We start from the raw sequence: 17,915 nt of genomic DNA, 5'->3' as shown, positions 1-17,915 counted from the left end.
CATCTGTTCTAGATCATTTCATGCATTGAAGGTATCGTTGATGGCGCGGTTCTCACGCAGCTTGATCCCGAGGAGAAGTCATGTCGTACACGCTGGATCAGGTCCGCGCGCTTGTCGCGGTTGCCGAAGAGTTGCACTTCGGGCGGGCCGCCGAGCGCCTGCAAATGACGCAGCCGCCCCTGAGTCGCCAAATTCAGCGCCTCGAAGCGATCGTCGGCGTGCAACTGCTGCGGCGCAGCAATCGCCGCGTCGAACTCACCGATGCTGGGCGTGCGTTTCTCGACGAGGCACGCCGCATCCTCGCCATTGCCGACGGCGCACCGCAGGTCGCGCGCACCGTCGCGGCCGGCCTGTCGGGCATTGTGCGCATCGGGTTTACGGCCTCCAGCGCGTTCACGCTGCTCGGGCCAATGCTGTCACGTATTACGCAGGCGCTCCCCGATGTCACTATCGAGCTGCAAGAGATGGTGACCAAGCACCAGCTCGAAGCCCTCACGAAGAGCGAAATCGACGTCGCTATCGGGCGGCCGCCGTTCGACCCGACGCACTTTGCGTCCATGCGCATCCACCGCGAGAGACTGCTCGTGGCGCTGCCAGAGGGGCACCTCCTCTCGCGACGCACCAGCCCCATCGGAGTCGAAGACCTCGCAAACGAAGACATCATCATGCACTCGCCCATTGAGGCGCGCTACTTCTACGACATTGCGACGCGCATGATGCCGATCTCGCGCTGGAAACATCGCTTCACCGTCAGCCAGGTGTCTACGATGGTCGCCCTCGTGGGCGCGGGCACAGGGGTCGCGCTGGTGCCAGAGTCGGCCGCCACACTCGGCATCGCCGGCGTCACCTACGCTCCGCTCGCCACCAGCGAGCCGCGCCCCATCGAACTGCACGCCGTGTGGCGCGACGATGACACGCGACCGCTCACGCGGCGCATCGTGCACGAGCTCCGCGAGGCTGCGGAGCGGCACTAACCGCAACTCGGAAGGCAGCGGCGCTGGAGATCCGCGTCGCTGCCTTCCGATGCCACACGTGCTCGTCGGGCGACCACCCGCCTACTGCTCGCGAAGCGTCAGGTTGTACGTGCGGTCCGCGCCGATGTACCAGAGATCCTCCGTGCCGATCGCGTGGCGATCGTAACGCCACGGAATCTCGGCGGCGCCGTAAGAGCCCGCGCGCAGCTCGAATCGGTACCCGGGCCGCAACTCATTGGCGAACGACTCCTGTTTGCCCATCAGGTGGCCGACGTTGCGCTTGCTGTATTCGACGTCGAAGTCGACCTCGTCGCCGAGCAGGCCGATTTCTTGCATGCGGGGCCGCACCGTCGCGAGATGCTCGAGCGCTCGCGCGTGGACGTCCTCGCAAATCACGCCAGGGCGCAATTGCGGAATGATCACCTCGCGCACCGCGTGCGTCAAGATCTCGTACGCTTCGCGCCCTTCAGGGGTGCGCAGCACCGAGCGAGCCATGTCGCTTGTCGCGACGACGATTCCGTCAATGACGACCTTCACGCCGGCATCAAGCTGGATGCACGTGGTGCTGGCGTCAAGGGGGAAGTCGGTGGGCGGGCCGGGGAAGAGCATGCGCTGAGAGGAATGCAGGTTGGTGAAGTACGGCTCGATCCCGAACGGAATCTGATGCTCGTTGCGGAACAGGTCGAGGAACTCGAGGTACCGGTCGTACAGTACGTTCTCGGTGAATTTCTCCCCCGCATCGAGGTGCTCGTGCGCCCACGCGACGGTCTGCTCGATGGCGGTGGTGGATGCCCGAGCGGCAATCACCTGGAACGGGAGATCCTCATTGTCGCGCTCGTCTCGCCACGAACCGAGCGCCCGCGAGGCGGAGACAAGTACCGCACCCGCACCGGTCAGACTGATGCCGAGAGCGCTCTGCTCCCACTGCTCTTCGAACGCGAGTCTCGGTCCGCCCGCGAGCGCCCCGATCGCGTCGCCCGCCGAGGCGTGTGCGCCAGCGGGCGTCCCTGAGATTCCGCGCAGTTGCTGATCCGCAATCACATACACACGGCCGCCGGCCCACAGCGCGAGCGTGCCGGGCTGCCAGACGGTGCCTGTCACCTCGGAGAAATTGGGCGGTGAGGAGAGCAGGATGGCATCCACCCCGAGCTGCTCCTCGACCCCCGGCAGCGCAGAGAAGCGGGTGTCGGTGCCGGTGTCGAGCTCACGTTCGAGCCCTGCGAGGTGGTCTACGTCCGCGATGAGCCGCTCAGCGACGGGAACCCCTGATGCGCGCCAGGCGGCAAAACGAGTGAGTACCGCTGCCTGATCGACCTCGTAAACATGCACCGGGTTCGCCGCGGGTAGGTCCACCCGCACGTCGACCTCGCCGGTGAGTTTGAGGTAGTGGGTGTATGGCGCTCGCGGGTCCAGATCGACGGGCCGATCCCCCACGAGTTCCTTCACCAGCGCGGGCAGATTCGCCGCGGCCGGAAAATCAGCCACCGGGCGCGGGTCGATGGTGACCCAGGGCTCATAGAAACGAATCTGCTCGGGATCAACACCGCCGCCCGTGATGATGTTGCCCTGCTCCTGCTGTCGCGCAAGCATCAGTTCGGTGTCGCCATCTTCGAAGATGAGCGGGGTGACAAACGGGAACGAGTCCAGCCGGATTGCCGAAAACAAGAGTCGGTCGTTGGGAACGAAACCGTATCGGTCACTGACGGCCTGAGGGTCGCAGATAATTCTTGCCATGGTGAGTGTCTTCCTAACTGCTTCGTGATTCTCGTTCAGCTGATGCCGGCTTCGACGCCGAGGAGCCCCTCGACCCGCGCAACCAGGTCTGCGAACTCGTCGGCGTAGCGCGAGTCTTTCGATCGCGGTCTCGCGAGATCCACCCGGATGTCGGCGATGATGCGCCCGGGGCGATCGCCAACGACGAGTACGCGATCTGCCAGCCACACCGCCTCGGGGATACTGTGCGTGACGAAGAGCACGCTGCGTTTCGTCTCTTGCCAGATGCGCTGCAGCTCGAAGTTCATCGAGTCGCGAGTCATCGCGTCGAGCGCGCCGAATGGCTCATCCATGAGCAATATCTCCGGGTGCGAGACGAGAGCTCGGCAGATGGCGACGCGCTGCTGCATGCCACCGCTCAGTTCGTAGGAGTAGTTCTTCGCTTTGTCGCCCAGGCCCACGAGCTCCAGGAGTTCAAGCGCGTGAGCCCGCGCCTCACGGTTTGCGCGCTTGCGAAACTCCATCGGCAACAGCACGTTCGCGAGATTGTTGCGCCAGGGCAGCAGCGTTGGGCTCTGGAACACCATCGCAATGTCGCGCAACGCCTCCTTGACTCCGCGTCCGCGCACGAGCACCTCCCCCTCGGTGTTCTCGAGGAGCCCGGAGATGATCTTCAGTAGCGTGGTCTTGCCGCCGCCGGACTGGCCCACGATGGACACGAATTCGCCCGGGGCGATGTCGAAGTTGCACCCGCGCAACACCGTGTTGCTCGAGCCGTCTCGTGCGGTGTACGTCATGCCCACGTCGCGGACGCTGATGACCGGTTCAGTGATCGTCATGATCGGTATCCCTTCCGCCATCCGCTTACGCGGTCGGCGCCTCAATCTGCTCATCGGGTCCGAGCGGCTCAAGATAGTCATTCGTGTAGATATCCGAGGGTGAAATGTCATCGGGGTTTTCGAGTCCGAGATACTCGGTGGCAAGATCGATCTGCTTCTGAACGCCCGCGTCGCTCATTGTGCCGAAGCCGGTCTCGACGTTCTCGTCGTCCCACATCAGATCGCACTGACCAGAAATCGCGTCAGCCACCGCCGCCTCGTCGAAGCCCGGCACCTCGGCCTCGAATGACTTCGCGGTCTCGTCTTGGTTCTGGCATGCCCACGCGAACCCCCGCTGCATTGCACGGTTGAAGCGCTTGACGAGATCAGGATCTTTTTCGATCGTCTTATCGGAGGTGATCACGCCATTGCCGTAGTACAGCAGCCCGAGATCTGCCCAGTTGAGAATGACGGGGTCGTACCCTTCGGCGATCAGGGTGGGGCCGTCTGAAACGGACAGCGCGAGATTCGCATCCCACTGCCCCGCGATGAGACCCGGAATCTTGGCTTCGCCGGCCGCAGACACGATCTCGACGTCGCCCTCTTCCCAGCCGAGCTTGTCGAGCACGGCTGGCCACATCGCCACCATGGCACCATTGCCCTCGGTGGCGACGGTTTTCCCCTTGAGGTCGTCCCAATCGCTGATTCCAGAATCGGGAAGCGCGAGCGCTGCATACGCTGACTTACCCTGCACGAGGTTGATCTGACGGATGGATGCCCCCTGTGCCCGATTCAAGATCGACACGTTGTAATCGGCCCACCCGAAGTCGACACGACCGGTGTCGACCGAGGCGACGGTGTTGGCAGAGCCTGAACCCGGCATGATCTCGACGTCGATACCCTCTGCCTTGAAGAACCCGGCATCTACAGCGGCGTAGAACGGGGCGTGCTTGGGCAGTACGGCAACATCGAGCATGAAGTTGACCTGGTCAGTTCCGCCTTCGGCGGCCTCACCGGATCCGGCGCAGCCGGTGGCGAGGAGTGCGGTTGCGGCGATCATTGCCGCGACCACTGATTTCTGTGCGCGCATGTGCGGGCTTCCTTTCTGAGACGAATATGCAGCGGGGCGATTGCGGTTCGTGGGAACTACTTGACGTGGTTGCGCCAGGGCAGCAGTCGCGCCGCGATCACTGTGATGAGGTAGAAGAGCAGGAGCGAAATGGCGGCGAGCACCATGAATGCGGCGAACATTGTCGCGAGGTCGCTCTGCGCGTTCGCCCGGAGGATCACCTGGCCCAGTCCATCGGTGCCCGCGATGAATTCACCGACGACGGCGCCGCCCACCGCGAGGGAGATCGAGATCTTCGCACCCGAGAAAATCGACGGAAGCGCGTACCAGAATTCAATCTTGCGCATGCGCATCCAGGCGCTCGCATTGTTGATGCGTGCGAGTTCTTTCAGCTCGTTCGGCACGGCCGAGAGGCCGTCGAAGGTGTTGATGACGAGCGGGAAGAACGCGATCGCCATCGCGACGAACGCCTTCGATTCGAAACCGAAGCCGAACCAGACGATAAAGAGCGGCGCGAGCGCGACCTTCGGGATGGTGTCCACGGCAATGAGCGCCGGATACAGGAAGTGACGCACAGCCGGAATGTAGAAGAGCGTCGCGCCGCAGAGCACACCGAGCCCTGTGCCGAGGGCAAAGCCGGCGAGGGCCTCAGTTACGGTCACCCAAGCGTGGTGCGCGAAGTAGTCGGGCTGCGCGAAGAGCTTTTCGAACGCGGATATTGGCCCCACGAGTAGGTAGCTCGGAATCTGAAAAACACGAACGATGAGTTCCCAGATGGCGAGGATCGCGAGCATGCCGACGACGGCCTTGATCGCTTTGTCGACGCCGCTCGGAAGTACGCGGCGACGCACGACTGGAATGGTGGCGATGGTTTCAGTGAGGCTCGACGGAGCGGCGATGCTCTGCGGGTCCTGCACCAACGTGTGCTTCGAAGTATCGATGTTCATGGCCTTCCTTAGTTCGAAGTGTGATGACACGCACGGGGCGAGTCAGTTCGGAAGCGCATCCACTCTCGACGAGTCCTCGGCGATGAGGCGGACGAAGCATGATCATCAGTATTGAAGCCACTCCAGATACCTGTCTAACACTCTTTCAGCATCTATTGAGACCTTTGGAGCATCACTCAATGGGTGACACGGCTTTCTCCGCTTCAATACCGAGAGCGCATCATTCGAACTAAAAACGATACTGGACGCGAACGTTCGCGATCGCTTCACTGGCAGTGCACCGCGACACGCACACCTAGGAAGGGGCTCAGTGATGAGCAACACCAGTTCCCCATCGTCCACCCCCGCAGAACGCCTCATCTCGCTCGGGCGCCACCTACCTCGGGTGACCTCGGGGTCGTATTCGTACGATCCCGTGGTCGTATGGAATGACACCGGATACGTCTCGGGTCAAATCCCCAAGCTCGACGGCGTCGTCGCCTTCACCGGCGCGGTGTGGGCAGCAGCAGACGTGGCCCGCGGGCACGAGGCGGCCGAGCTCTGCGCGCTCAACGCGCTGGCACAGATTGACCACGCGGTTGGACTCGACCGGGTCGCACAGCTACTGAAGTTGACGGTCTATGTTTCGAGCGGCCCGGAGTTCGAAGACCAACCGGCTGTCGCCGAGGGGGCTTCACGGTTACTGCGCAGCGTGCTCGGAGAAGCCGGGCGCCACGCGCGCACCGCCATCGGCGTACCCCGGCTCCCGAAAAACGCGACCGTCGAGATTGATCTCAGCCTCGCGCTCCACCCCTCCGCTCACTGACCTCGCTCGGATCACGACCCGATGCACTGAAAGGGAACTCACCTTGGACACCACGCCCGAAGCACTCGACCAGGTGCTCACCCAGGCGGCGCTTGCCGCGCCGACGCTCGCCGCACTCTCTCCCGCATCTCGGGCCGCGCTCCTCGTTTCTCTCGCGCGCGCACTCGACTCAGACCGAGACGGTCTCATTGAAATCGCCGAACGGGAGACCGGGCTCACGCGAGCACGACTCAGTGGCGAGGTCACGCGCACGGCCACACAGCTGCGGTTATTCGCAGACGCCGCCATCTTGGGCGCACACCTCGACGTGCGGATAGACGAGTTCGATCCCGAATTCGCACTGGGTGAGCGACCGGATCTACGTCGCACGCACGTTCCTGTGGGGCCCGTGCTCAATTTCGCGGCGTCGAATTTTCCGTTCGCGTTCTCGGTGCTCGGGGGCGACTCCGCTTCGATCCTCGCCGCGGGCTGCCCGCTTGTCGTAAAGGCTCACTCAGGCCATCCCGCGCTCTCCGATGCAACCGCGGCGGTCGCCCAGCGCGTCATTGCTGGACTCAATCTGCCTGCGGGGACCCTGCAGGTGATCCACGGCCAACGCGCTGGCGTCACCGCACTGAAAGACGCGCGCATTCACGCGGGATCGTTCACGGGGTCCACTCACGGAGGCCGCATCCTCGCGGACATCGCAGCTGCTCGCCCCGCCCCCATCCCGTTTTACGGCGAGCTTGGCAGTGTCAATCCGGTGTTCATTACTCGCGAAGCGATCGCCGAGCGCGGCGCCCTCCTCGCACCTCAGTACCTCGCGAGCGTCTCTGGATCAGCCGGCCAGCTGTGTACCAAGCCTGGTCTCGTGTTTGCAGCGGTGAACGACGACTTCATTCGGTCGCTTGTCGCCGCGGCTTCGGGTTCGGGTTCGGGTTCGGCTTCCGCCCCCAGCGCGGAACACCGCATGCTTGGCCCGCGCATTGCGGACGCTTACCGCGTCGGCCTCCACGAGGTGCTCGCTATCGACGGCGTCGAGCCCCTCGTGTCTGGTTCGATCCGGATCGACGAGCACGGCGACGGATGGGTGACGCCGACCATTGTTCGCGTCACTCTCGACACGTTTCGCGCGCATCGTGCGCTGCTCGCCGAGGAGCTTTTCGGCCCGTTCTCCGTCGTCGTCGACGTGCCGGAGGACACCGATCTGGCGCCGCTCGTTGGCGAATTCGTGACGGGAACCCTGACCGGCACGATCCACCTGAGCGCCGGTGAACGCTCCGGGCAGACCGAATTGCGCCCAGCCCTCGAGGCCCTAATCGCCGAGCTCACCGCGCACGCCGGCCGGGTGGTGTTCGACGGTTGGCCGACGGGCGTCGCGGTGACGCCAGCGCAGCAGCACGGGGGCCCGTGGCCCGCGACAACCAACGATGCAAGCACCTCCGTCGGTACGGGCGCTCTCAGTCGCTTCTTGCGCCCCGTCGCGTTCCAGAATGCGCCAAGTGCGTTCTTGCCTCCGGCACTGCAAGACGAAAACCCGCTCGGCATCCCGCAGGCGCGTAGCGCCGCCGGTCAGTCTCTCTCCTGGGGCCGCGCAGTAGGCTGACTGTCATGACCGAGAGCCCCGCGCCCACGCCCGCCATCGAGCGGCTCACCTGCGTCATTCCGGCGGGCGGGGTCGGGTCTCGCCTGTGGCCGCTCTCGCGCGCGAATGCCCCCAAGTTTCTGCTCGACCTCACTGGATCGGGCGATTCACTGCTGCGCGCGACGTGGGATCGGCTCGCGCCAATCGCGCCCGCCGAACGCACAATGGTCGTCACGGGGATCTCGCACCGCGATTCCGTCGCCGAACAGCTGCCTGAGCTGTTGCCAGCGAACCTCGTAACGGAGAGCGAACCAAAGGATTCTTCCGCGGCCATCGGTCTCGCCGCAGCGATTCTCGAGTTGCGCGATCCCGACGCGATTTTGGGTTCGTTCGCCGCGGATCACGTCATTCGCGGCGAGGTGCTATTCCAGCGGGCCGTGATGACCGCGGTGCAGGCGGCGGATCAGGGGTACATCGCGACCATCGGCATCCATCCATCCCACCCCGCGACAGGTTTCGGATACATCTCGTGCGGGGACGCGCGCCGCGACCTGGCACCGTTCGACGTCTACGACGTGACCGAGTTCGTCGAGAAGCCGGATGCCGCGCAGGCGGAGGGGTACCTCAAAAACGGAGGCTACCTCTGGAACGCTGGCATGTTTATCGCGCGGGCGTCAGTGCTGCTGGAGCAAATGGCACTGCATCAGCCGTCCCTCGTCGCGTCGCTGCGCGAGATCGCGGCGGCGTGGGACACGGAGCGCGGTGCCGAGGTGCGTGAACGGCTCTGGCCGACGCTGCCCAAGATCGCGATCGACTATACCGTCGCGGAGCCGGCCGCGGCCGCGGGAAAGATGGTCTGCGTCGCTGCGCACTTCGACTGGGACGACGTGGGCGATTTCGCCTCGGTTGCGAATCTGCTGACCCGCGGGCGCGGAAGCGATCTCGCCGTGCTCGGCGATGGCGCCCAGGTGCTGTCGGACGCGTCGAGCGGCATCGTGGTCTCCGAGAGTAACCGTCTCGTAGCGCTCGTGGGCGTGGAAGACGTCGTGGTGGTCGACACCGCCGACGTTCTGCTGGTGACGTCGAAGAGTCGCGCACAAGACGTCAAGAATCTGGTCAACCGCATGAAGGTGACGGGCGGCGGCCACCTGCTGTAAGGCAGCGGCGATCCCGAGCGGCGGCGATCCGGGGCCACCCCGGGTGGCGGCGACAAAAACTCCGCTTCTCAGCCCGTTTTAGGCGGAGTTTCTGTCGCCTCCAGGCCACGTTCGGGGTCAGGCCGCGTTCGGGGTCAGGCCGCGTTCGGGGTCAGGCCGCGACGAGGGCGAACGGGTAGCTGATCGACGACATTACGCGGCGTGCCGCGCCCGAGCGTTCGAGGTCGGCGAGGCCGAGTTCGGGGTCAGCCGGCGCGTACCGATCCCCCGTCACGTAGTCGGGATCGTTTGACAGCACCACCCGTCCGTTCTCGTTCACGAGGGTGACTCCCGCGTGGCCCGCGAAGATCGGCAACAGCGCGTTTTCTAGAGACGATACGAGCACGTCCGCGCACGCAACACCCCAGAACTCCCCGTCGGCGAGCACGGGCATAGACGAGGTAATTGCGACCTCGTTCGAGCAGATGTAGTCAACGAATGGCCCCGCAACGTGGCGGTCGCCCGTCGCCTCGGGCACGCGGTACCACTCCAGGCGCATCAGGTCGGTCGTCTCATACCCCGGGCCGAACGTCGACGTCGCGAGCAGACTCCTCTCGGGGCCCTGCCACCAGGCGAGCGGGCTGCCGCCAGCGATCAAGCGTTCGCTCGCGCAGAAACCGGCACCGTAGAGCGGTCGCCCCCGGGTGTCGAGCACGTCGTTCGCGCCGGGCTCGACGAGCGCGGTCAGCTGAGCGCCCGTTAATTCACCGTCTGCGCGTCTCTGCCGGAGCGATGAGACGAGGCGCGGTAGCCAACGCTCCAGCGGGGCGAACACGCCGTCGAAGAAGTCATCAACGTGGCGCATCGCAGAATCAAGCCGGGCATCAATCGTATCGGGCGTTGCAGTCACGACACTTTCCCTCCCCGTTGAAGCCACCACTGAGCGCGTGAGTTAGCGCTCCCGGCGACGCGCTTCCAGTGTGGCACGAAGATCCTCGTCGTGCGGAACCGCGAGCAAATCGGCCTGGAGACTCACGAGCCACCGCGCCGATGCCCGCACGGTTTCACGCACCGCATTACGCGAACCGTTTACGTTTCGTTCGCGCGTCGCACGAATCTGAGCCATCAGCGCATCCTGCGTCGCGGCCCGAGCCTGCTTGTCGATGTCTTGCAGCGCGAGTAGCGGCGTGAACTCGGTTTGCACGCGCACGTGCGCTTTGGTCAACCGCACCGACTGGCTGAGCGCGGCCAGTTCGAGTTGCACCTCGGTAATGCGGCGACGCCAGGCAACCCGGTCGAGGCCGCGTGCGCGCTCGAGCACCGTGGCGACCAGATCAAGCTCGCCTTGAGTGGCACGCTGGCACGCATACTCAGCGCACGCACCACACACGGCCTCATAGTGCACGGCGAGGTCGGCAAGCGCGACACGCGACATTAAGCGCAGGGCGCGGGCGTTGGATTCCTCGATCGAGCCGTGACTCAGCCGCACGAAGCTACCGCCGTTGCGACCGCGTCGGGTCTCAATCAAACCGCGATGCCGCAAATTACTGAGCGCCTCACGAACAGTGACCACGGCTACGCCGAGCAGGGCCGATAGCTCAGTCTCGCTGGGCAAACGCTCACCCTCAGTGAACGCGCCCGCCGTGATGGCCTGGACGATTCGAGACTCAACCAACTCAATGCGTCCCTCGTCTCCGATGGGCGCGAGCGCTGCGTTGCGAAGTCGATTCGGGGTTGCAGATGGCACCTGAATGCTCATCGTTCTCCTCCGATTCTCGCGATCGCACAGAGCGTGCCACGATTTCGCTAGTATACGGCGCTCGCCACGCCGTTATCCGCGGCAGATGGCATTCAGGGCCGCGGATCGCGCAACCGTGACCTGCCCATCGGCCCCGCGCCCGCTACAGGCCGTCGCGGTGCTGATCGCGCAGTTCGTCAATTGCCCGTTCGAGTGCCGGATCGTCGCCACGCGCGAGCGCCGCGTACTGCAGCACGACGCCGTCAGCGGACGGCACAGCCTTCACCCACATGCGTCGGCGCGGCACGAACAACGACCACACGAGCCCGCCGAGCGCGAGCAGCGCGAAGATCAGTACGAACTCCTGAGCGGGATTCCGCATCACATCGAACGACGCATACCGCGGCACATCGTCGAGGGTGATCGTCCCCATGCCGTTGGGCAATTCGGTCGTCTGACCGGGGGTCAGCTCAAGCGAATCCTTGTCGATAGCGCGTCCCGTGAGCTGCTTCATGTTCGATGTGTCGAGCGAATATACCGAGCGCGGAACGCCATCGTCGATGCCGAGATCGCCGACGAACACGTCGAGCGTGAGCACCGGGTTTTCGAGGTCGGGGTAGTTCGACGTGTAGGCGCCAGTGTCGAGCTCGGTCTTCGTCGGGTAGAAGAACCCACGCAGGCCGACCTGAACACTGTCGCCCGCCGTATCGGTGAGGCCATAGGGAACCTTGACGACGCCGAGCGAGGTCATCGTCATGTTGTTCTGCGGAATGAACGGCATAGCCTCGCTGTAGACGACGGTGCCCTCAGCGTTCTTCACGGTGATGCGGGGCGCGTACCCATTCGCGATCAGATAGATCGGCGATCCGTGCACGCGCAGCGGGTGATTCACGCGAATGGTTTCGTCGCTCTTCTGTCCATCAGGATCAATGAGCTGCAGGTTTGCCGTGTAATCGCGCACCTGCCCGATCGCGTGCGTATTGCCGTCGTCCGGGGTGACGTACGTGACGTCGAGCGAATCGAGAGTGAGGCCGAACGGCTCAAGGCTCGACGAATCAAAGCCGCGCCCCGTGTTTACCGTGTCGTAGTCGATGAGCTGATTCACCATGGTCTCGCCCTCGACAAGCACCTTCTGCCCATTGAACGTGAACAAGCCGCCTACCCCCACGCTGATCAGCACACCGAGTAGCGAGATGTGGAAGATCAGGTTGCCGGTCTCGCGCAGATACCCGCGCTCCGCCGACACCGAGACCGTCTCGACGCCGCCGCGTGACACACGCTGCACTTCGGTGCGGTAGCGCGCCTTCTTCAGCAGCCGCGCCGCTTCAGCGATGGCGCGCTCGGCGAACGCGGCGCGTTCTTCGTCGCCCGCTTCGGGGTTCGATACCCGCACCTCGGAGAATCCGGCCATGCGCTGCAGACGCGCGGGCGTCTTCGGCGGCTTGCCACGCCACGCACGCCAGTGGTGCGTAATGCGCGGAATCACGCAGCCGATAAGCGAGATGAAGAGCAGCAAGTAGATCGCTGAGAACCACACAGACCCGTAGACATCGAACGCCTGGATCGGGAATGCGTCAAGGATCGGGAAGAGCTTCGGGTGCTCAGCCTGGTACTGAATAACGCCGTTCGGGTCTGCGCTTCGCTGCGGCACGAGCGATCCCGGAATCGCAGCGACCGCGAGCAACAGGAGCAGCACGAGTGCGACACGCATGCTCGTGAGCTGGCGCCAGAACCACCGCAACCAGCCCTTCAGGCCGATCTCGGGAGACTCGGCGCGGAGCGACCCGCCGGCGCCGGTGCCATCGTCGTAATCAGAGGGGCGTGACATATCCGCCAATCACCGCCTGCAGTGCGTACATCATCTTGCTCCAGAGGCCGGTCACCATTACGAGACCGATGAGGATCAGCAGCCCGCCGCCGATCAGGTTCACGGCACGAATATGCCGCTTAAAGAATGTCATGGTGTGCGTGAGCCACCCAAAACCGAAAGCCGCGAGAATAAACGGCAGCCCGAGACCGATACAGTACGCGATCGCGAGCACCACCGACCGCGGCACCGACCCCTGCTGCAGACTCAGGCTCATGATGACGCTCAGCGTCGGCCCCATACACGGAGTCCAGCCGATCGCGAAGACCGCCCCGAGCAGCGGCGCCCCTGCGAGACCGAACTTCGGCTTGATGCGCATCTTTTTTGTCGACTGCATCTTCGTGAAGAGCCCAATGAAGACGAGCCCCATCACGATGATCAGCACCCCCATGATGCGGGTGATGAGGTTCTCCCACTCGATCAGCCACACGCCCACCGTGCCAGCCGCCGCGATCACCGCGACGAACACGGCCGTGAAGCCCAGCACAAACAGCAACGAGCCAAACAGCACGCGGGCGCGCGGAGCGCGTTCACCCGGCGCAGACGTCGCCGTCGATCCCACGTACGCGAGATACCCGGGCACCAGCGGCAGCACACACGGCGACAGGAACGAGAGCAGCCCCGCCGCGATTGCGATGAGCGAAGCGACGAGCAGTTGCCCGTCAGCGACGATGCCCTGCAGGTCCACCGCTACTGCTCGGTGCTGTCGGTAGAGGTGCTGTCGGTAGAGGTGCTGTCGGTAGAACCGCCGTCTTCCTCAGCGAGCGTCTCGTCGATCAAGGTGCGGAGCTGGGATGAAGCGGCGAGCTGCCCCAATACGCGGTGCGCCACACGCCCCTCGCGATCCAGCACCAGCGTCGTCGGAACCGCATTCAGCGGCACCTGACCTGCGAACGCAAGCTGCACCGAGCGACCGCCCGCGTTGTCCATGATCGAGGGGTACTCGATGCCGAACTCCTCGGAGAACTGCTGCGCCTGCGCGACCTGATCTCGGGTGTTCACTCCCACGAATTGCACACCCTGGCTCGAGAACTCGTCGTATGCCTCGACCAGGTCGGGCGCCTCCACGCGGCACGGCGCGCACCCGGCGTACCAGAAGTTCACGACGGTGACGTCGCCGAGGGTGTCGGCGGAACCAAAGGTCTTGCCGCTCTCGTCCTCACCCGAGAACTCGACCGGCTCGGTGCGCTTCTCGGCAGGAATACTCAGGGAGGATCCGTCACCAGAGACGTATCCCTTGTCACTGCCCTCGCGATACTGCGAGGCGAGGTCAGAGCCTTCCCCGCTGCATCCGGCAAGCAGCAATAGCGCTGACAGAGTGAGGGCGACCGCTGATCCGGTGCGTCGCAAGCTCATACGGCTCCTACATCTACGGCGTCGTCGAGCAGGCCGGCGGCGGGGGTACGGTAATCGACCTCGAACCAGCGCTCGCCGCGCTTTTCGAAGGTCGTGATGCTCGACAGCTCGCAGCGGCGCGAAGCGGGGTTGTGAAACAGTGCCTTGCCGGCAACGTCGAGGTGAGCCAGCCAGATCGGCGACTGGTGCGACACCATCACGATGTCGCCGTCGCGCGTCGAGGCCCAGGCGTCATCCATCGCCGAACGCACGCGGTCAGCGATCTGGCGGTAGGGCTCGCCCCAGCTCGGGCGAAACGGATTCCAGAAGCGGTACCAGTACTTGGGGTTCTTGAAGACACCGTCGGGACCGGAGTTCACCATGCCCTCGAACGCATTCGTCGGTTCGATGATGCGCTCTTCGGTTGCAATCTCAAGGCTGAGCGCACTCGCGATGGGCCGCGCCGACTGCTGGGCACGCTCGAGCGGTGACGCGAACAACTTGGTCACCACGCGGTCACTGCCCGCGATCTCCAGAGCCGCTGCCTCGGCCATCTGATGGCCGCGTTCGGACAGGCGAAAGCCCGGAATGCGTCCGTACAGCACACGGTCGGGGTTGTGGACCTCGCCGTGGCGCACCAAATGCAGCAATTTGTCGCTCACGGGTCCATTGTACGTTCGCCATATCTGTGAGTTCGGGGGCCATCACAGCGACAGCTAGACTGTCGGGGTGACTGAGCGTGTATTGATCAAGGACCTGGCCGCCCGCGAGGACGGCACCGTGCGTGTCTCCGGATGGGTTGAAAAGGTGCGCGACCAGCGGTACGTGCAGTTCGTCGTGTTGCGCGACGAGTCTGGCGCTGTGCAGCTCGTCAATGGCGGCGTGCTGCGCGAGCCCGACGCAGACAACCCGCGCTCCGATATTCTCGTGCCCCGCACCACCACGATCTCCGAGCTGACCCAGGGGTCGTTCGTGACGGTTGTTGGCGAGCTGCAGCACAACGAGCGCGTCAAGCTTGGCGGCGTCGAGGTGCAGATCGAAGAGATCGAGGTCGTCACGACGTCGCTCCCCGACAACCCCGTTGCCGGGGACTCGGGCATCGACGTTCGTCTCGACTGGCGCTTCCTCGATTTGCGTCGCCCCGAGCAGAACCTCGTCTTCCGCGTGCAGACCGCGTTCTTGCACGCGCTGCGCCAGGTCTGGGTCGATCGCGGATTCATCGAGATTCAGACGCCCAAGCTCATGGCGAGCGCGTCAGAGTCACGCGCTGAGCTCTTTGAGGTCGAGTACTTCGAGGGCAAGGCTTTCTTGGCGCAGAGCCCCCAGTTCTTCAAGCAGATGGCGCAGGCCGCGGGCTTCGGCGGCATCTTCGAGGTCGGGCCGGCCTTCCGCGCCGACCACTCGTTCACCTCACGCCACGCGACCGAGTTCACCTCGATCGACACTGAGCTGAGCTGGATCAACTCCCCCGAGGACGTCATGGAGCTCCACGAGGAGCTGCTCGTCGCGGGTCTCACCGCCGTGAAAGAGAAGCTGGGCGACGAGATCGAAAAGCTCTTCGGCATTGAGGTCGAGGTGCCGACTCGTCCGTTCCCGCGTATCCCCCTCGCCGAGGCCAAAGAGATCGTGAAGGCCGAGGGCTACGAGGTGCCCCGCGCCGACGCCGACATGGACCCGGAGGGCGAGCGCCGGATTGCCGCGCACGTGCGCAAGAAGTTCGGCCACGACTTTGTGTTCCTCACCGAGTACGACTCGTCGATTCGCCCGTTCTATCACATGCGCAATGCCGACAACCCGCAGCTCACCGAGAGCTACGACCTCATCTACCGCGGCACCGAGATCTCCACGGGCGCGCAGCGCGAGCACCGCATCGAGGTACTTGAGGCGCAGGCGGTCGAGAAGGGCATGGACCCGGCCGAGCTCGGCTTCTACCTCGACTTCTTCCGCTACGGCGTGCCGCCGCACGGTGGCTTCGGCATGGGCCTCAACCGCGTGCTGATGCTGTTGCTCAAGCAGCAGTCGATTCGCGAGGTGACCTACCTCTTCCGCGGCCCGAACCGCCTACTCCCGTAGCCCGCGCCCTCCGCAGGCTGCCGGGCTAGGTGCTCGGGCGAGTACTGAGCGTGCACGTTGGGTTTGTTCCGGCCAGACCCATCGTGGCGGTGGCGACGAGCCATGATGATTGCCAGCCGCCCGGGCCCACGAAGCGGATGCCGAATACGATGCTGCCGCCGAGTAAACCGCCAAGCAACCCGGCGCCCACCACCGTTGTGTACGCGGTGGGAGTACCCGTCGTGGCCACACTCCCGAGCAGCGGACCGGTGACCGGGATGAGGCCCCCGCCAGAAACGTATCCGTACTCGGCGTTCGCCGACGTGTATCCCGTCGCCGACGCCGGTGGCCGCCAGTAGATCGTAACTCGCGGGTCGGCGCCGAGCAATCCGGGCGTCGTCACGCAGTTCGCGGTACTGATCGGCGTCGGCACCGTGAGCGCCGTGAAGGTCGCGCGCCCGACCTCGGCATCGACCCACTTGGCCTCGGTCTCCTGCGGCGGCTGAGCGATGCACGCGGCGACGACCCCGAGCGCGACGATCCCCGCAGCCAGTCGCGTGCGCACGCTCAGACGACCGGCCTCACGCCGCGGATTCCGCACCGCGAGCCATCTCATGGCTGCGCCGCCCTCCGCCGACCGCGCAGCACCGACGCTGCACCGGCTGCGACAAGCCCTGCGGCAACGCCGCCGATGGCGAGCACCCACGCCTGCGAAGCGCCGGTTACCGGCAGCGTCGTCAGCGGACCGGGGGTGGTTGACACGTCGTCACCGCTGCCGGTGGCGCGGAGCGTCAGTGCGACCTGGCCCGTCGCGGGCTCGGGAATCGTCGCGGAGACCAGCAGCCACACTTCTTCGGCGCTTCGCAGCGCAGTCACGGGGACGGCAGCAGCGCCGACATCGACCGGACCCTGCGTACCGACTGCGCGCTCAACGCCGCCGCACACGCCGTTCGCCCACTCGACGCTGCAACTGCGGACGTCGACGACGAGCCCGAGGTCACGCGATCCGGCAGATTCGAGTGTCACCTGCACGGCTCCGGGGTCACTCGCGTCGACGCTCACGCCGACCTGCCAGGGCACGGGTACCCCGGCACGCATCGTACGCATTGCGTCCGCATCACCGATTGACGTAAGCGTGATGTGTTCGCCGCGCGTCACCACGGGCGTTGCGGCACTCGGCAGCGCGGCACTCGGCAGCGCGGCACTCGGCAGGGAAGCCGCGGCAGCCTCACCGTGCGGTAGTACCGCGCCCGTGATGCCGAGTACGAGCGCGCACAGTGCGGCACCACCGGCAGCGGCGATGCGCCCTGGGCGCTGATCCTGATCCTGATCCTGATCCTGATTATCCGCAGGCTCCGTGCCGTGGCGCGGGGGCCGGGAGTCCTTCGACCTCCTGGGCCAGAATGCCCAGGTGACGAGCACCGAAGCGCCCATGGTGAGGCCGCCGAGCACCCACGGATTCGAGAACCACACGACGACCTTGGCGAGTTCAGGCACCGACATCATGACGATGCGGGCCTCCTTCACCGTATACGGCGCCGGGTCTTCTGCGTCGTTCGCATCACCCTTCATGGTGATGGTGCGGGTGTCGCCCGATCCCGTGACCGAAGTCACACGGTGGGTGACGGGAAGCATTCCGGCGCGTTCAACCGTGAGCACGTTGCCGACTTCGATCTCGGATGCCGGAATCTCGCGGACAACCGCGAGCGAGCCCGTCGGGATCGTCGGCGACATCGATCCCGTTTTGAACATGATGAGCGTCACATTGAAGATCATCGACAGGAGCACGAGCACGATGCACACGAGGCCGCCGAGCGCCGCGATATTCAGCAGCACGCTCCCGATGACTCGGCCCGTCCTGTCCCGTGTCATCGCTCATCCCCTTTCGTGCGAACGC

General features: G+C 64.8%; 17 protein-coding genes. 5 read left to right on the top strand and 12 right to left on the bottom strand.

From position 1 onward, the window contains the following. Positions 1 to 80 precede the first annotated feature (80 nt). Positions 81 to 974 carry a LysR family transcriptional regulator gene (locus ACFWHR_RS03035; RefSeq protein WP_382446791.1) on the top strand — a complete coding sequence of 298 codons (894 nt, stop codon included), beginning with the start codon at positions 81 to 83 and terminating at the stop codon, positions 972 to 974. An 81-nt stretch (positions 975 to 1,055) separates the two neighbouring features. On the opposite strand, the gene ACFWHR_RS03030 is transcribed toward ACFWHR_RS03035, so the two are convergent. From ACFWHR_RS03030 to ACFWHR_RS03015, 4 genes are read right to left on the bottom strand one after another with little or no spacing between them, the layout of a single operon-like run. Continuing rightward, a complete protein-coding gene (locus tag ACFWHR_RS03030; protein ID WP_382446790.1) occupies positions 1,056 to 2,708 on the bottom strand; it encodes a M24 family metallopeptidase in 1,653 nt (550 codons plus the stop codon). A gap of 35 nt (positions 2,709 to 2,743) precedes the next feature. Next, positions 2,744 to 3,526, bottom strand: a complete 783-nt coding sequence (locus tag ACFWHR_RS03025) for an ABC transporter ATP-binding protein (protein WP_382446789.1) — start codon at positions 3,524 to 3,526, stop codon at positions 2,744 to 2,746. A gap of 25 nt (positions 3,527 to 3,551) precedes the next feature. Beyond that, a complete protein-coding gene (locus ACFWHR_RS03020; protein ID WP_382446788.1) occupies positions 3,552 to 4,595 on the bottom strand; it encodes an ABC transporter substrate-binding protein in 1,044 nt (347 codons plus the stop codon). A gap of 56 nt (positions 4,596 to 4,651) precedes the next feature. After that, a complete protein-coding gene (locus ACFWHR_RS03015) occupies positions 4,652 to 5,521 on the bottom strand; it encodes an ABC transporter permease (protein ID WP_382446787.1) in 870 nt (289 codons plus the stop codon). A 313-nt stretch (positions 5,522 to 5,834) separates the two neighbouring features. Here ACFWHR_RS03015 and ACFWHR_RS03010 point away from each other — a divergent pair, with 313 nt between their 5' ends. The 3 genes from ACFWHR_RS03010 to ACFWHR_RS03000 are packed head-to-tail and all read left to right on the top strand — an operon-like array spanning position 5,835 to position 9,047. Further along, positions 5,835 to 6,326: a RidA family protein gene (locus ACFWHR_RS03010; protein WP_382446786.1), complete on the top strand. Its 492-nt coding sequence runs from the start codon at positions 5,835 to 5,837 to the stop codon at positions 6,324 to 6,326. Positions 6,327 to 6,369: 43 nt separating this feature from the next. Further along, positions 6,370 to 7,911, top strand: coding sequence for an aldehyde dehydrogenase family protein (locus tag ACFWHR_RS03005; RefSeq protein ID WP_382446785.1), 1,542 nt, complete (start codon positions 6,370 to 6,372; stop codon positions 7,909 to 7,911). 5 nt (positions 7,912 to 7,916) lie between these two features. Continuing rightward, positions 7,917 to 9,047, top strand: coding sequence for a mannose-1-phosphate guanylyltransferase (locus ACFWHR_RS03000; RefSeq protein WP_382446784.1), 1,131 nt, complete (start codon positions 7,917 to 7,919; stop codon positions 9,045 to 9,047). Positions 9,048 to 9,198: 151 nt separating this feature from the next. Here ACFWHR_RS03000 and ACFWHR_RS02995 read toward each other — a convergent pair whose 3' ends face one another. The 6 genes from ACFWHR_RS02995 to ACFWHR_RS02970 form a co-directional block, all read right to left on the bottom strand. Continuing rightward, positions 9,199 to 9,936, bottom strand: coding sequence for a hypothetical protein (locus tag ACFWHR_RS02995; protein WP_382446783.1), 738 nt, complete (start codon positions 9,934 to 9,936; stop codon positions 9,199 to 9,201). 42 nt (positions 9,937 to 9,978) lie between these two features. Continuing rightward, on the bottom strand, positions 9,979 to 10,785 hold the full coding sequence (locus tag ACFWHR_RS02990) for a FadR/GntR family transcriptional regulator (RefSeq protein ID WP_382446782.1): 807 nt from the start codon (positions 10,783 to 10,785) through the stop codon (positions 9,979 to 9,981). A gap of 142 nt (positions 10,786 to 10,927) precedes the next feature. Continuing rightward, positions 10,928 to 12,592 carry a cytochrome c biogenesis protein ResB gene (locus ACFWHR_RS02985; RefSeq protein ID WP_382446781.1) on the bottom strand — a complete coding sequence of 555 codons (1,665 nt, stop codon included), beginning with the start codon at positions 12,590 to 12,592 and terminating at the stop codon, positions 10,928 to 10,930. Continuing rightward, entirely contained in the window at positions 12,576 to 13,319 is a 744-nt protein-coding gene (locus tag ACFWHR_RS02980) for a cytochrome c biogenesis CcdA family protein (protein WP_382446780.1), read from the bottom strand. The genes ACFWHR_RS02985 and ACFWHR_RS02980 overlap by 17 nt, the downstream gene beginning before the upstream one ends. A 2-nt stretch (positions 13,320 to 13,321) precedes the next feature. Then, positions 13,322 to 13,987, bottom strand: a complete 666-nt coding sequence (locus tag ACFWHR_RS02975; RefSeq protein ID WP_382446779.1) for a TlpA family protein disulfide reductase — start codon at positions 13,985 to 13,987, stop codon at positions 13,322 to 13,324. Continuing rightward, a complete protein-coding gene (locus ACFWHR_RS02970; protein WP_382446778.1) occupies positions 13,984 to 14,628 on the bottom strand; it encodes a histidine phosphatase family protein in 645 nt (214 codons plus the stop codon). Before ACFWHR_RS02970 ends, ACFWHR_RS02975 begins: the two co-directional genes overlap by 4 nt. 67 nt (positions 14,629 to 14,695) lie before the next feature. On the opposite strand from ACFWHR_RS02970, the gene aspS reads away from it, so the two are divergent. Then, positions 14,696 to 16,039, top strand: coding sequence for an aspartate--tRNA(Asn) ligase (aspS, locus tag ACFWHR_RS02965; protein WP_382446777.1), 1,344 nt, complete (start codon positions 14,696 to 14,698; stop codon positions 16,037 to 16,039). 25 nt (positions 16,040 to 16,064) lie between these two features. On the opposite strand, the gene ACFWHR_RS02960 is transcribed toward aspS, so the two are convergent. Together ACFWHR_RS02960 and ACFWHR_RS02955 are read right to left on the bottom strand one after the other, a co-directional pair. Then, positions 16,065 to 16,634: a hypothetical protein gene (locus ACFWHR_RS02960; protein WP_382446776.1), complete on the bottom strand. Its 570-nt coding sequence runs from the start codon at positions 16,632 to 16,634 to the stop codon at positions 16,065 to 16,067. After that, the gene (locus ACFWHR_RS02955; RefSeq protein WP_382446775.1) at positions 16,631 to 17,890 is read right to left on the bottom strand and encodes a signal peptidase I; all 1,260 of its coding nucleotides are present in this window, start codon (positions 17,888 to 17,890) and stop codon (positions 16,631 to 16,633) included. The genes ACFWHR_RS02960 and ACFWHR_RS02955 overlap by 4 nt, the downstream gene beginning before the upstream one ends. Positions 17,891 to 17,915: the final 25 nt, after the last annotated feature.

The organism is Leucobacter sp. NPDC058333, assembly GCF_042726155.1.
In the GTDB taxonomy this organism is placed as follows: Bacteria; Actinomycetota; Actinomycetes; order Actinomycetales; family Microbacteriaceae; genus Leucobacter.
This window is presented reverse-complemented; position numbering and strand designations above follow the sequence as displayed.

What these genes read in the sequence shown, in the direction of transcription:
- ACFWHR_RS03035 (WP_382446791.1), top strand. Translation starts at nt 81, where the DNA reads ATGTCGTACACGCTGGATCAGGTCCGCGCGCTTGTCGCGGTTGCCGAA.
- ACFWHR_RS03030 (WP_382446790.1), bottom strand. Translation starts at nt 2,708, where the DNA reads ATGGCAAGAATTATCTGCGACCCTCAGGCCGTCAGTGACCGATACGGT.
- ACFWHR_RS03025 (WP_382446789.1), bottom strand. Translation starts at nt 3,526, where the DNA reads ATGACGATCACTGAACCGGTCATCAGCGTCCGCGACGTGGGCATGACG.
- ACFWHR_RS03020 (WP_382446788.1), bottom strand. Translation starts at nt 4,595, where the DNA reads ATGCGCGCACAGAAATCAGTGGTCGCGGCAATGATCGCCGCAACCGCA.
- ACFWHR_RS03015 (WP_382446787.1), bottom strand. Translation starts at nt 5,521, where the DNA reads ATGAACATCGATACTTCGAAGCACACGTTGGTGCAGGACCCGCAGAGC.
- ACFWHR_RS03010 (WP_382446786.1), top strand. Translation starts at nt 5,835, where the DNA reads ATGAGCAACACCAGTTCCCCATCGTCCACCCCCGCAGAACGCCTCATC.
- ACFWHR_RS03000 (WP_382446784.1), top strand. Translation starts at nt 7,917, where the DNA reads ATGACCGAGAGCCCCGCGCCCACGCCCGCCATCGAGCGGCTCACCTGC.
- ACFWHR_RS02990 (WP_382446782.1), bottom strand. Translation starts at nt 10,785, where the DNA reads ATGAGCATTCAGGTGCCATCTGCAACCCCGAATCGACTTCGCAACGCA.
- ACFWHR_RS02985 (WP_382446781.1), bottom strand. Translation starts at nt 12,592, where the DNA reads ATGTCACGCCCCTCTGATTACGACGATGGCACCGGCGCCGGCGGGTCG.
- ACFWHR_RS02975 (WP_382446779.1), bottom strand. Translation starts at nt 13,987, where the DNA reads ATGAGCTTGCGACGCACCGGATCAGCGGTCGCCCTCACTCTGTCAGCG.
- ACFWHR_RS02960 (WP_382446776.1), bottom strand. Translation starts at nt 16,634, where the DNA reads ATGAGATGGCTCGCGGTGCGGAATCCGCGGCGTGAGGCCGGTCGTCTG.
- ACFWHR_RS02955 (WP_382446775.1), bottom strand. Translation starts at nt 17,890, where the DNA reads ATGACACGGGACAGGACGGGCCGAGTCATCGGGAGCGTGCTGCTGAAT.